The sequence below is a fragment of the Janthinobacterium sp. SUN120 genome, assembly GCF_030397735.1.
Taxonomy (GTDB): domain Bacteria; phylum Pseudomonadota; class Gammaproteobacteria; order Burkholderiales; family Burkholderiaceae_D; genus Janthinobacterium; species Janthinobacterium kumbetense.
In genome coordinates this window covers 267,143-279,625 of the sequence record NZ_JAPUBW010000002.1, presented here as the reverse complement: position 1 = coordinate 279,625, position 12,483 = coordinate 267,143, and the positions used below count along the sequence as shown (strand labels likewise).

Sequence of the window (12,483 nt, the reverse complement as noted above, 5' to 3'; positions counted from 1 at the left end):
CTTTAAACTAAGAATGGAATTGCAATGAACATGATGTTCAATCTGGTAGTGGTAGTACAGGTTATTTCGGCTTTGTCGATTATCGCGCTGGTGTTGTTGCAGCACGGTAAGGGCGCCGACATGGGTGCCGCCTTCGGTTCGGGCGCCTCGGGCAGCCTGTTCGGTGCGACGGGTTCGTCGAACTTCATGTCGAAATCGACGGGCGTTGCCGCCGCGATCTTCTTCGGCGCCACCCTGGCCCTGTCGCTGATGGCGAATCAGCGCGCCACCACGGTCGGCGGCGGCGTGATGGATAAAGTCGTCAAGCCAGTGCCGGTCACCGGCGCGGGCGCGATCCCGACGACGGTGCCAGCAGCAGCTCCGGCTGCCAGCGCTCCGGCAGCGGCGGCTCCGGTTGCCAGCACCCCGGCCGGCGCGATTCCGAAGTAATTCTGTATCAGCTCGATACCTCATCGAGAGTAATTCTCATTACGGGCAGATTATTGCTCAATGTTTTAGCAGTGCGGCAGGAAAAAATCGTGGCGCGCTGGAAGATGTAAAAATTTATCGTTTTTATCTGTGTTTTGATGCATTTGTGCATTAACTTTAGCGGCAAAGCAGAGTAGAATACGGGCCTTACCGCCGACGTGGTGAAATTGGTAGACACGCTATCTTGAGGGGGTAGTGGCGAAAGCTGTACGAGTTCGAGTCTCGTCGTCGGCACCAGAAATCAGAAGCCAGCAACGGCGCACGAGCCATGGCTCGTACAAAGTTGCTGGCTTTTTTTACGAGGATGTGTCGTTCGATCCTGGTCTTAGCTTTGATTGGGGTCGTGCGTTAGATACGCTGCAAATGATCGCAGCGTCCTCATTTAACCGATCGTTCAATATAAGCTCATCAATCGTGAACCTCGAAAATTACTTCCCCGTCCTGCTGTTCATTATTATCGGCCTTGGTGTCGGTATCGCTCCCCAGCTCCTGGGGCGCCTGTTAGGCCCTAACAAGCCCGACGCAGCAAAACTCTCCCCGTACGAATGTGGCTTTGAAGCATTCGAAGACGCGCGCATGAAATTTGATGTGCGCTACTATCTGGTCGCAATCCTGTTTATTTTGTTCGATCTGGAAACGGCATTCTTTTTCCCATGGGGCGTTGCAATGCGCGACCTGGGCTGGGCCGGTTTCGTCACGATGATGGTGTTCATCGCTGAATTCGTGGTCGGATTTTGGTACATTTGGAAGAAAGGTGCCCTTGACTGGGAATAAGCCATGGCTATTGAAGGCGTATTAAGCGAAGGTTTCATCACCACCTCGGCCGACAAGCTGATCAACTGGGCGCGCACCGGGTCTATGTTCCCGATGACGTTCGGTCTGGCCTGCTGTGCGGTCGAAATGATGCATGTGGGCGCAGCCCGCTACGATATGGACCGTTTCGGCGTCGTGTTTCGTCCGTCGCCGCGTCAGTCCGACGTCATGATCGTTGCCGGCACCCTGTGCAACAAGATGGCGCCGGCCCTGCGCAAGGTCTACGACCAGATGGCAGAGCCACGCTGGGTCATCTCGATGGGTTCCTGCGCCAATGGCGGCGGGTACTACCATTACTCCTATTCCGTGGTGCGCGGTTGCGACCGCATCGTGCCCGTCGACGTGTATGTGCCTGGCTGTCCTCCGACCGCTGAAGCCTTGCTGTACGGCATCATGCAGTTGCAGAACAAGATCAAGCGTACCAGCACGATCGCACGCTAACGGGGCCGCTTCAGATTATGACAACACATTTAGAAGTATTGCAAAACGCCCTCGGCACTGCCCTGGGCGATCGCGTTAGCACGACGGTTGCGCTGGGCGAAGTCACCCTGGTCGTCAAGGCCGAGGACTACCTGGCCGTGATGCTGACCCTGCGCGACGATCCGACCCTGCATTTCGAGCAATTGCTCGACCTGTGCGGCGTCGACTACTCGACCTATGGCGACGGTAGCTGGGATGGCCTGCGTTTCGCGGCCGTTTCGCACTTGCTGTCGGTCAAGCACAACTGGCGCGTGCGCGTGCGCGTGTTCGCGCCGGACGACGACATGCCGCTGCTGCCCTCCGTGGTCGGCATCTGGCGCGCCGTCAACTGGTACGAGCGCGAAGCATTCGACCTACTGGGCATCCTCTTCGAAGGCCACAACGACTTGCGCCGCCTGCTGACCGACTACGGTTTCATCGGCCATCCGTTCCGCAAGGATTTCCCCGTCTCCGGCTATGTCGAGATGCGCTACGATCCGGAACAAAAGCGCGTGATTTACCAGCCCGTGACGATCGAGCCGCGGGAAAACGTGCCGCGCGTGATCCGCGAAGAACATTACGGGATGAAATAATGGCTGAGATTAAGAACTACACCCTGAACTTTGGGCCGCAGCATCCGGCCGCGCACGGTGTGCTGCGCCTGGTGCTGGAGATGGATGGCGAAGTCATCCAGCGCGCCGACCCGCATATCGGCCTGCTGCACCGCGCCACCGAAAAGCTGGCTGAACAGAAGACCTACCTGCAATCCGTGCCGTACATGGACCGTCTCGACTATGTGTCGATGATGTGCAATGAACATGCGTACGTGATGGCCATCGAAAAGATGCTGGGCCTGGAAGTGCCGCTGCGCGCGCAATACATCCGCGTCATGTTCGACGAGATGACGCGTATCCTGAATCACCTGATGTGGCTCGGCACCCACGCGCTGGACGTTGGCGCCATGGGCCCGTTCCTGTATTGCTTCCGCGACCGCGAAGACTTGTTCGACGCCTACGAGGCAGTCTCGGGCGCGCGCATGCACGCGGCCTACTACCGTCCGGGCGGCGTGTACCGCGACTTGCCGGATGCGATGCCGCAGCACAAGGCGTCGATCATCCGCAACGCCAAGGCCATCGGCAAGCTGAACGAAAACCGCCAGGGTTCCCTGCTGGACTTCATCGAAGACTTCGCGCGCCGCTTCCCGAACTCCGTGGACGAGTACGAAACCTTGCTGACCGACAACCGTATCTGGAAACAGCGTACCGTCGGCATCGGCGTGGTCTCGCCGGAAGATGCACTGGCCATGGGCTTTACGGGCGCCATGCTGCGCGGCTCGGGCGTGCAGTGGGATTTGCGCAAGAAACAGCCGTACGAAGTGTACGACTTGATGGATTTCGACATTCCTATCGGCACTAACGGCGATTGCTACGACCGCTACCTGGTCCGCGTGGAAGAGCTGCGCCAGTCGAACCGCATCATCAAGCAATGCGTGGAGTGGCTGCGCAACAATGAAGGTCCTGTCATGACCAGCAACCGCAAGGTGGCGCCTCCGGGCCGCGTCGACATGAAGACCAACATGGAATCGCTGATTCACCACTTCAAGCTGTTCACGGAAGGTTTCCACGTGCCGCCAGGCGAGGCCTACAGCGCCGTGGAACATCCGAAGGGCGAGTTCGGCGTGTACCTGGTGTCCGATGGCGCCAACAAGCCGTACCGCATGAAACTGCGCGCGCCAGACTACGCCCACTTGCAGTCGCTCGACGAGATGGCGCGTGGGCACATGCTTGCCGACGCCGTGACCATCATCGGGACGCAAGATATCGTGTTCGGCAGTATTGACCGCTAAGAGGCAAAAAGTATGTTGTTATCAGAGCAATGCTATAAGAAAATTGACCGCGAGCTGGCCAAGTACCCGGCCGACCAGCGTCAGTCGGCCGTCATGGCCGCGCTGGCCCATGCCCAGGATGAACTGGGCTGGCTGGCGCCGGAAACCATGAAGGAACTGGCCGATTACATCGGCATGCCGGCGATTGCCGTGCAGGAAGTGGCCACGTTCTACAATATGTATAACGTGAAACCCGTGGGCAAGCACAAGATCACCGTGTGCACCAACCTGCCATGCGCCCTGTCGGGCGGCGTGCGCGCTGCAGACTACCTGAAGCAGAAACTGGGTATCGATTTCCGCGAAACCACCGCAGACGGCCAGTTCACCCTGGTTGAAGGCGAGTGCATGGGTGCTTGCGGCGATGCGCCTGTCTTGCTGGTCAGTAATAAAACCATGTGCAGCTGGATGTCGAACGAGAAGATCGACGCCATGCTGGAGGAACTCAAGAAATGACGTCACTCCACAACCGCCATATCGATCCATTGATCCTGAAGGATCTGGATGGCAAGAACTGGCATTTGCAAGATTATGTGAACCGCGGCGGCTATAGCGCCCTGCGGCGTATCCTGGAAGAGAAAATCACGCCGGAACAGATCATCGCCGACCTCAAGGCTTCGTCCTTGCGCGGCCGTGGCGGCGCGGGTTTCCCTACCGGCTTGAAGTGGAGCTTCATGCCGCGCCAGTTCCCGGGTCAAAAATACCTCGTCTGCAATACAGATGAAGGCGAACCGGGCACTTTCAAGGACCGCGACATCATTCGTTACAATCCCCATGCGCTGATCGAAGGCATGGCCATTGGCGCTTATGCGATGGGCATCACCGTCGGTTATAACTATATCCACGGTGAAATCTTCCAGGAATACCTGCGTTTCGAAGAAGCGCTGGAAGAGGCGCGCGCCGCCGGTTTCCTGGGCGACAAGATCATGGGCAGCGAGTTCTCGTTCCAGTTGCATGCGCACCATGGTTATGGCGCCTACATCTGCGGCGAAGAAACGGCCCTGCTGGAGTCGCTGGAAGGCAAGAAAGGCCAGCCGCGCTTCAAGCCGCCTTTCCCAGCCTCGTTTGGCCTGTACGGCAAGCCGACGACGATCAACAACACGGAAACCTTCGCGGCCGTGCCTTTCGTGCTGAACATTGGTCCAGAGAAATACCTGGCGATGGGCAAGCCGAACAACGGCGGTTCGAAGATCTTCTCGATCTCGGGCGACGTGGAAAAACCGGGCAACTACGAAGTGCCGCTCGGCACCCCGTTTGCGACCCTGCTGGAACTGGCAGGCGGCATGCGCGGTGGCAAAAAGATCAAGGCCGTGATCCCTGGCGGTTCGTCCGCTCCGGTGATCCGCGGCGACATCATGATGCAGACCGACCTGGACTATGACTCGATCGCGAAAGCCGGTTCGATGTTGGGTTCGGGCGCCGTCATCGTGATGGACGAAACACGCTGCATGGTAAAGGCGCTGGAACGCCTGTCCTACTTCTACTTTGAAGAATCGTGCGGCCAGTGTACGCCTTGCCGTGAAGGCACAGGCTGGATGTACCGCATGGTGCACCGCATCGAGCAGGGGCAGGGTCGTCCAGACGACCTGGACATGCTCAACTCGATCGCCGACAACATCCAGGGCCGCACCATTTGCGCGCTGGGCGATGCGGCTGCCATGCCGGTACGGGCCTTCATTAAGAATTTCCGTGAAGAATTTGAATATCATATCGAGCACAAGCATTGCTTAGTGCCCGCATATATCTAAGCTGCGTCAGGTAACGATCACCATGGTTGAAATCGAAATAGACGGCAAAAAAGTCGAAGTCCCTGCTGGTAGCATGGTGATGGACGCCGCCAACAAATTGGGAACCTACATTCCGCACTTCTGCTATCACAAGAAATTGTCGATCGCAGCGAACTGCCGCATGTGCCTGGTCGAAGTGGAAAAGGCGCCCAAGCCTTTGCCCGCTTGTGCGACCCCGGTCAGTGCCGGCATGATCGTGCGCTCCGCCAGCGATAAAGCTGTGCAGGCGCAAAAGTCGGTCATGGAATTCTTGCTGATTAACCACCCGCTCGATTGCCCTATCTGCGATCAGGGCGGCGAATGCCAGTTGCAAGACTTGGCAGTGGGCTACGGCAAGAGCGAATCGCGCTACAAGGAAGACAAGCGCGTCGTGCAGCCGAAGGAAGCCGGTCCGCTGGTGTCCATGCAAGAAATGTCGCGCTGCATCCAGTGCACCCGTTGCGTACGCTTTGGCCAGGAAGTGGCCGGCGTGATGGAACTGGGCATGATCGGCCGCGGCGAACATTCGGAAATCGTGTCCTTCGTGGGCCAGACGGTCGACTCCGAACTGTCGGGCAACATGATCGACCTGTGCCCGGTCGGCGCACTGACCTCGAAGCCGTTCCGCTACAGCGCCCGTACGTGGGAACTGTCGCGCCGCAAATCGGTCAGCCCGCATGACGGCCTGGGCGCGAACCTGATCGTGCAAGTGAAAGCTGGCAAGGTCAAGCGCGTATTGCCGCTGGAAAACGAAGCCGTCAACGAGTGCTGGATCTCGGACAAGGACCGTTTCTCGTACGAAGCGCTGGACAGCGCCGAACGCCTGACGTCCCCGATGCTGAAACAAGGCAACGAGTGGAAAGAAGTCGATTGGCAAACGGCACTGGAATACGTGGCGCACGGTTTGAAAAATATCAAGCACGAGCATGGCGCCGACGCCATCGCCGCGCTGGCAACGCCGCATTCGACGGTCGAAGAGCTGGTCCTGCTGCAGAAAGTCGCCAACGGTCTCGGTTCCGAGCACGTCGACTTCCGCCTGCGCCAGACCGACTTCGCGCTCGACGCGTCCGTCAAACCTTGGCTGGGCATGCCGATCAACGAATTTGGCCAGATCAAGCGCGCCTTCGTCATCGGCTCGTTCCTGCGCAAGGATCACCCATTGCTGGCCACGCGTCTGCGCGCGTCCGTCAAGGGCGGCGCCAAGCTGTCGATCCTGCACGCCTCCGACGATGATCAATTGATCACCATCGCCAACAAGATGATCGTCGCGCCTGGCGATTGGCTGGCGGCCTTGTCGGAAGTGGTCGTTGCTGTTGCTAAAGCGAAAGAAATCGCCGCACCAGCCGGTTTTGAAGCGGTGAGCGCTTCGGACGTGGCCGTCGCGATTGCCGCCAGCCTGATGGCCGGCGACAACGGCGCCGTGCTGCTGGGTAATGCGGCAACGCAACATCCGCAAGCGTCGCAACTGCATGCTGCCGCGCAATGGATCGCCGAACAGACGGGCGCCAAGCTCGGTTACCTGACGGAAGCGGCCAACACGGTTGGCGCGCACCTGGTCGCCAAGCCGCGCGCCAACGTGCAAGCTGCGTTTGCCGTGCCGAAGAAAGCCTACGTGCTGCTGCACGCGGAGCCGGAACTCGATGCCGCCAATCCACAAGCGGCCCGCGCTGCCCTGGATGGCGCCGACATGGTCGTGGCCATGTCCGCCTTCAAGCACGGCATGGATTACGCCGACGTCTTGCTGCCGATCGCGCCGTTCGCTGAAACCTCGGGCACCTTCGTCAACTGCGAAGGCCGCGCGCAAAGCTTCAACGGCACCGTGAAACCGCTGGCCGATACCCGTCCAGCCTGGAAAGTGCTGCGCGTCCTGGGCAACATCCTGGGCCTGGCCGGTTTCGACTACGATACCTCGGAAGCGATCCGCGACGAAGCGTTTGGCGCCGGTGTGACCGATCTGTCGGCACAGCTGAACAACATCGCCAAGAACGCCCCGGAAGCGGCCTCGTATGCACCGGCTTCACCAAAGCTGCAACGCATCGCCGACGTGCCGATCTACTTCGCCGACGCGCTGGTACGCCGCTCCGAACCGCTGCTGCGCACGGTCGATGGCGCCGCGCCGCAAGCGCACCTGTCCCTGGCGCTGGCTGACAAGCTGGGCATCAAGGCGGGCGACAAGGTCAAAGTGGCGCAAGGCTCCGGCAGCGCCATCCTGGTGGCGGCAATCCATGCCGGCCTGCCAGCCAATGTGGTGAAAGTGTCGGCGGCGCATGCCTCGACGGCTAGCCTGGGCGGCATGTTCGGTGACATCACAGTTGAAACAGCAGAGGGGAAAATCTGATGGCTCTGCCTGAATTTGTAAACGTCATCAACAGCAGCGGCCAGGATTTGCTGGGCGGCTCCTGGCCGTTCTTCTGGACCCTGATCAAGATCCTGTGCGTGCTGCTGCCGCTGATGGGCCTGGTTGCCTACCTGACCTTGTGGGAACGCAAGCTGATCGGCTGGATCCAGATCCGCGTCGGCCCGAACCGCGTGGGTCCCCTGGGCTTGCTGCAACCGATCGCCGATGCGCTGAAACTCTTGTTCAAAGAGATCATCATCCCGTCCAAGGCCGCCAAGGGCCTGTTCGTGATCGGCCCGATCATGACCATCATGCCGGCCCTGGCCGCCTGGTCGGTCGTGCCGTTCGGCCCGCAAGCCGTACTGGCCAACGTCAACGCAGGCTTGCTGATGCTGCTGGCGATTACCTCGATGGAAGTCTACGGCATCATCATCGCCGGCTGGGCCTCGAACTCGAAGTACTCGTTCATGGGCGCCATGCGCGCTTCGGCACAGATGATTTCGTATGAAATCCCGATGGGCTTCGTGATGGTCATCGTGCTGATGGTGTCGGGCAGCCTGAACTTCATCGACATCGTTGGCGGCCAGCAAATCGGCTTCTTCGCCGACAAGGGCGTGAACTTCCTGTCGTGGAACTGGCTGCCGCTGCTGCCGATGTTCGTCATCTACCTGGTGTCGGGCCTGGCTGAAGCCAACCGCCACCCGTTCGACGTCGTCGAAGGCGAGTCGGAAATCGTGGCCGGCCACATGGTCGAGTACTCGGGCATGGCCTACGCCATGTTCATGCTGGCCGAATACGCCAACATGATCCTGATCGGCGCCCTGGCTTCGATCATGTTCCTCGGTGGCTGGTCCGCACCATTTGCTTTCCTTGAGTTCTGGGGTGGTTTCGGCGGCTTCTTCTGGTTGTTCGCCAAGACCTTCTTCATCGTGTCGGTGTTCATCTGGGTACGCGGTACTTTCCCACGCTACCGTTATGACCAGATCATGCGCCTCGGCTGGAAAGTGTTTATCCCGTTGACGCTGGTCTACCTGGTCTTCGTCGCTGCCTGGATGCAGACATCCTGGAATATTTGGAAGTAAGAGAGTGCATACGAATGGATAAGGTAAAAGATTTCTTCAGCAGCCTCTTGTTAGGCGAGCTGATCAAGGGCATGGCGTTGACAGGCAAGTACATGTTTTCACGCAAGATCACGGTGCAATTCCCGGAAGAGAAGACACCGATCTCGCCGCGTTTCCGTGGCTTGCACGCGCTGCGCCGCTACCCGAACGGCGAGGAACGTTGCATCGCCTGCAAACTGTGCGAAGCAGTTTGCCCGGCGATGGCCATCACGATCGAATCGGAACAGCGTGACGACGGCTCGCGCCGCACCACGCGTTACGATATTGACTTGACCAAGTGCATCTTCTGCGGTTTCTGCGAAGAGTCCTGCCCGGTCGATTCGATCGTCGAGACGCAAATCCTGGAATACCACGGCGAGAAACGCGGGGATTTGTATTACACGAAAGAGATGTTGCTGGCCGTAGGTGATCGTTATGAAAATGACATCGCCGCTGCGCGTGCCGCCGACGCACCTTATCGCTGATGGATGCGCCGCAGCTGACCAGCTGCGGCGCGCCCCTCGTTCATCTGTACGTCTATTGGGTTTTTTATGGACTTTAAAACAATTTTGTTTTACGCCTTCGCGCTGATCTTGATTCTGGCAGCGACGCGCGTCATCACGGCCCGTAATCCGGTCCACGCAGTACTGTTCCTGGTACTGTCCTTCTTTTCCGCAGCGGGCATCTGGATGCTGCTGCAAGCTGAATTCCTGGCCATCGTGCTGGTATTGGTGTATGTCGGCGCCGTGATGGTGCTGTTCCTCTTCGTGGTCATGATGCTCGATATCAATATCGACCGCATGCGCGAAGGTTTCTGGGGCTATCTGCCTTTGTCGGTGACGGTGGGCGTGATCATCGTGCTGGAAATGGCCGCCGTCCTGTGGCACGGTTTCCGCAACTTTGCGCCTAGCATCGCTCCGGTGAACGTCAACCTGGGCGGCACCAAGGAACTGGGCCTGCTGATCTACACGAAATATGTGTTCGCCTTCGAGATCGCTGCCGTCGTGCTGCTGGTGGCCATCGTTGCCGCGGTCGCACTGACTTTGCGCAAACGCAAGGATACCAAGCATTTTGCTCCAGGCGATGCGGTACGCGTCAAGCGCAACGACCGCCTGAAGATCATCAAGATGGACGCGGTTGTCGAGCGTCCTGCGGCTGAGCCGGAAGTTAAGGAGGCACCATGACATTATCGCTCACACATTTTCTGGTCCTGGGCGCGATCCTGTTCGCAATCTCGATCGTCGGTATTTTCCTGAACCGCAAGAACATCATCGTATTGCTGATGGCAATCGAATTGATGCTGCTGGCGGTGAATATGAATTTCATCGCGTTCTCCCATTTCATGGGCGACGCGGCCGGTCAGATCTTCGTTTTCTTCATCCTGACGGTTGCCGCCGCTGAGTCGGCTATTGGTCTGGCTATTCTGGTGGTGATGTTCCGTAATCTGGATACCATCAACGTCGAAGACCTGGACAGCCTCAAAGGCTGATGTTTTTCAGACTCGATCTCTCGAATAATAACGATTAAGGTTCATCATGGCGGGGCAACTCCTCAACCCTAACCTCCTTCTTGCCGTACCGCTGGCGCCGCTGGCCGGTGCCGCGATTGCAGGCTTGCTTGGCACCCAGTTCCTGGGTAATTTGGTCGGACGCAAGACGTCGCATACCGCGACGATCCTGGGCGTACTGATTGCGTTCATCCTGTCCGTGCAGACATTGCTGGCAGTGATGGATGGCGCGACATTCAATGGCACGATCTATAACTGGATGACGATCGGCACCCTGAAGATGGAAGTGGGCTTCCAGATCGATTCGCTGTCGGCGATGATGATGTGCGTGGTCACCTTCGTCTCCCTGATGGTGCACATCTACACGATCGGCTACATGAAGGATGACGAAGGCTACAACCGCTTCTTCGCCTACATCTCGCTGTTCACGTTCTCGATGTTGATGCTGGTCATGGCCAACAACTTCCTGCAACTGTTCTTCGGTTGGGAAGCAGTGGGCCTGGTCTCTTACCTGCTGATCGGTTTCTGGTACCAGCGTCCGACGGCCATCGTGGCCAATATGAAGGCTTTCCTCGTCAACCGCGTGGGCGACTTCGGCTTCATCCTGGGCATCGGCCTGCTGCTGGCCTACGCCGGCACCATGAACTACCAGGAAGTGTTCGCCAAGAAAGACGAACTGGCACTGCTGAGCTTGCCAGGTACCGACTGGGCCCTGCTGACCGTTGCCTGCATCTGCCTGTTCATCGGCGCGATGGGCAAGTCGGCGCAGTTCCCGCTGCACGTGTGGCTGCCTGACTCGATGGAAGGTCCTACCCCGATTTCGGCACTGATCCACGCCGCGACGATGGTGACGGCCGGTATCTTCATGGTCTCGCGCATGTCGCCGCTGTTCGAGCTGTCCGACACGGCACTGTCCTTCATCCTGGTGATCGGCTCCATCACGGCGCTGTTCATGGGCTTCCTGGGCATCATCCAGAACGACATCAAGCGCGTCGTCGCTTACTCGACCCTGTCGCAGCTCGGTTACATGACCGTGGCGCTGGGTTCGTCCGCGTACTCCGTGGCCGTGTTCCACCTGATGACGCACGCATTCTTCAAGGCACTGCTGTTCCTGGGCGCCGGTTCCGTCATCATCGGCATGCACCATGACCAGGACATCCGCAACATGGGCGGCCTGCGCAAATACATGCCGATCACCTGGATCACTTCCCTGGTCGGTTCGCTGGCCCTGATCGGCACGCCGCTGTTCTCCGGTTTCTACTCGAAAGACAGCATCATCGAAGCCGTCGAAGCGACGCATATCTGGGGCGCTGGCTTTGCCCAGTTCGCCGTGCTGGCTGGCGTCTTCGTTACCGCCTTCTACTCGTTCCGCATGTATTTCCTCGTCTTCCACGGCAAGGAACGTTTCGGCCAGCCGCATGCGCACGGCCATGACGACCATCACGCACCGAAAGCGGCCCATGGCGCGCACGGCGATGCACATGACGACCATGGTCATGAAGAAGAGGAAGACGACCACGGCCACCACGGTCTGGAACCTGGCCAGAAGCCGCATGAATCGCCGTTCGTCGTGTGGTTCCCGCTGGTGATGCTGGCGATTCCTTCCTTGATCATCGGTTACCTGACGATCGGCCCGATGCTGCATGGCGATTTCTTCAAGGGCGTGATCTTCGTTGGCGAAAACCATCCAGCAATGGAAGAGTTGTCGCATGAATTCCACGGCGCAATGGCGATGGCGATCCACGGCCTGTCGACGGCACCGTTCTGGCTGGCATTGTCCGGCGTGGTGGCAGCCTACTACTGCTACATGGTCAACCCGCGTGTACCGGCCTGGTTCTTTGCCAAGTTCCACGCGATCCACACCCTGCTGGACAACAAGTACTACATGGACAAGTTCAATGAAGTCGTGTTCGCCGGCGGTGCCCGCTTGCTGGGTAATGGCCTGTGGAACTTCGGTGACAAGAAGCTGATCGATGGCCTGCTGGTCAACGGTAGCGCCAAGGTCGTCGCCTGGCTGTCCTCGCTGTCGCGAGTGTTGCAGACCGGCTACATCTATCACTATGCATTCGTGATGATCCTGGGCGTGCTGGGCTTCCTGATCTATTTCCTGCCATTCTGGCCCGCTAAGTAAGCTGACCTGATAAAAGAAT

Annotated in this window: 13 protein-coding genes and 1 tRNA gene; all 14 read left to right on the top strand. The window is 58.7% G+C overall.

Annotated elements, in window-relative coordinates; all coding sequences use genetic code 11:
• The first annotated feature begins 24 nt into the window (after positions 1-24).
• The gene (gene secG, locus O0879_RS10955) at positions 25-429 is read left to right on the top strand and encodes a preprotein translocase subunit SecG (protein WP_034749996.1); all 405 of its coding nucleotides are present in this window, start codon (positions 25-27) and stop codon (positions 427-429) included.
• A 191-nt stretch (positions 430-620) separates the two neighbouring features.
• A tRNA-Leu gene (locus O0879_RS10950) sits at positions 621-705 on the top strand.
• A 177-nt stretch (positions 706-882) separates the two neighbouring features.
• Complete coding sequence (locus O0879_RS10945) at positions 883-1,242, top strand: NADH-quinone oxidoreductase subunit A (protein WP_010399734.1); 360 nt, start codon at positions 883-885, stop codon at positions 1,240-1,242.
• Positions 1,243-1,245: 3 nt separating this feature from the next.
• Positions 1,246-1,722: an NADH-quinone oxidoreductase subunit B gene (locus tag O0879_RS10940; RefSeq protein WP_010399733.1), complete on the top strand. Its 477-nt coding sequence runs from the start codon at positions 1,246-1,248 to the stop codon at positions 1,720-1,722.
• Positions 1,723-1,739: 17 nt separating this feature from the next.
• Positions 1,740-2,333 (top strand): NADH-quinone oxidoreductase subunit C, encoded by a 594-nt coding sequence (locus tag O0879_RS10935; RefSeq protein ID WP_251351428.1) that lies wholly within the window; start codon positions 1,740-1,742, stop codon positions 2,331-2,333.
• On the top strand, positions 2,333-3,586 hold the full coding sequence (locus tag O0879_RS10930) for an NADH-quinone oxidoreductase subunit D (RefSeq protein ID WP_034749992.1): 1,254 nt from the start codon (positions 2,333-2,335) through the stop codon (positions 3,584-3,586). The genes O0879_RS10935 and O0879_RS10930 overlap by 1 nt, the downstream gene beginning before the upstream one ends.
• 12 nt (positions 3,587-3,598) lie before the next feature.
• A complete protein-coding gene (gene nuoE / locus O0879_RS10925) occupies positions 3,599-4,078 on the top strand; it encodes an NADH-quinone oxidoreductase subunit NuoE (RefSeq protein ID WP_034749989.1) in 480 nt (159 codons plus the stop codon).
• Complete coding sequence (gene nuoF / locus O0879_RS10920; protein ID WP_010399729.1) at positions 4,075-5,370, top strand: NADH-quinone oxidoreductase subunit NuoF; 1,296 nt, start codon at positions 4,075-4,077, stop codon at positions 5,368-5,370. Before nuoE ends, nuoF begins: the two co-directional genes overlap by 4 nt.
• A gap of 22 nt (positions 5,371-5,392) precedes the next feature.
• Positions 5,393-7,726 carry an NADH-quinone oxidoreductase subunit NuoG gene (gene nuoG, locus O0879_RS10915; protein WP_289916420.1) on the top strand — a complete coding sequence of 778 codons (2,334 nt, stop codon included), beginning with the start codon at positions 5,393-5,395 and terminating at the stop codon, positions 7,724-7,726.
• Complete coding sequence (gene nuoH, locus O0879_RS10910; RefSeq protein WP_071076363.1) at positions 7,726-8,808, top strand: NADH-quinone oxidoreductase subunit NuoH; 1,083 nt, start codon at positions 7,726-7,728, stop codon at positions 8,806-8,808. The genes nuoG and nuoH overlap by 1 nt, the downstream gene beginning before the upstream one ends.
• A gap of 14 nt (positions 8,809-8,822) precedes the next feature.
• On the top strand, positions 8,823-9,311 hold the full coding sequence (gene nuoI / locus O0879_RS10905) for an NADH-quinone oxidoreductase subunit NuoI (RefSeq protein ID WP_010399726.1): 489 nt from the start codon (positions 8,823-8,825) through the stop codon (positions 9,309-9,311).
• Between the two features lie 66 nt (positions 9,312-9,377).
• Positions 9,378-10,010: an NADH-quinone oxidoreductase subunit J gene (locus O0879_RS10900; protein ID WP_034779507.1), complete on the top strand. Its 633-nt coding sequence runs from the start codon at positions 9,378-9,380 to the stop codon at positions 10,008-10,010.
• On the top strand, positions 10,007-10,315 hold the full coding sequence (gene nuoK, locus O0879_RS10895; RefSeq protein WP_010399724.1) for an NADH-quinone oxidoreductase subunit NuoK: 309 nt from the start codon (positions 10,007-10,009) through the stop codon (positions 10,313-10,315). The genes O0879_RS10900 and nuoK overlap by 4 nt, the downstream gene beginning before the upstream one ends.
• 46 nt (positions 10,316-10,361) lie before the next feature.
• Positions 10,362-12,464, top strand: a complete 2,103-nt coding sequence (nuoL, locus tag O0879_RS10890) for an NADH-quinone oxidoreductase subunit L (protein ID WP_099667161.1) — start codon at positions 10,362-10,364, stop codon at positions 12,462-12,464.
• Positions 12,465-12,483: the final 19 nt, after the last annotated feature.

What these genes read in the sequence shown, in the direction of transcription:
- O0879_RS10930 (WP_034749992.1), top strand. Translation starts at nt 2,333, where the DNA reads ATGGCTGAGATTAAGAACTACACCCTGAACTTTGGGCCGCAGCATCCG.
- nuoL (WP_099667161.1), top strand. Translation starts at nt 10,362, where the DNA reads ATGGCGGGGCAACTCCTCAACCCTAACCTCCTTCTTGCCGTACCGCTG.
- nuoG (WP_289916420.1), top strand. Translation starts at nt 5,393, where the DNA reads ATGGTTGAAATCGAAATAGACGGCAAAAAAGTCGAAGTCCCTGCTGGT.
- nuoI (WP_010399726.1), top strand. Translation starts at nt 8,823, where the DNA reads ATGGATAAGGTAAAAGATTTCTTCAGCAGCCTCTTGTTAGGCGAGCTG.
- O0879_RS10940 (WP_010399733.1), top strand. Translation starts at nt 1,246, where the DNA reads ATGGCTATTGAAGGCGTATTAAGCGAAGGTTTCATCACCACCTCGGCC.
- O0879_RS10900 (WP_034779507.1), top strand. Translation starts at nt 9,378, where the DNA reads ATGGACTTTAAAACAATTTTGTTTTACGCCTTCGCGCTGATCTTGATT.
- secG (WP_034749996.1), top strand. Translation starts at nt 25, where the DNA reads ATGAACATGATGTTCAATCTGGTAGTGGTAGTACAGGTTATTTCGGCT.
- nuoF (WP_010399729.1), top strand. Translation starts at nt 4,075, where the DNA reads ATGACGTCACTCCACAACCGCCATATCGATCCATTGATCCTGAAGGAT.
- O0879_RS10935 (WP_251351428.1), top strand. Translation starts at nt 1,740, where the DNA reads ATGACAACACATTTAGAAGTATTGCAAAACGCCCTCGGCACTGCCCTG.
- nuoE (WP_034749989.1), top strand. Translation starts at nt 3,599, where the DNA reads ATGTTGTTATCAGAGCAATGCTATAAGAAAATTGACCGCGAGCTGGCC.
- nuoK (WP_010399724.1), top strand. Translation starts at nt 10,007, where the DNA reads ATGACATTATCGCTCACACATTTTCTGGTCCTGGGCGCGATCCTGTTC.
- nuoH (WP_071076363.1), top strand. Translation starts at nt 7,726, where the DNA reads ATGGCTCTGCCTGAATTTGTAAACGTCATCAACAGCAGCGGCCAGGAT.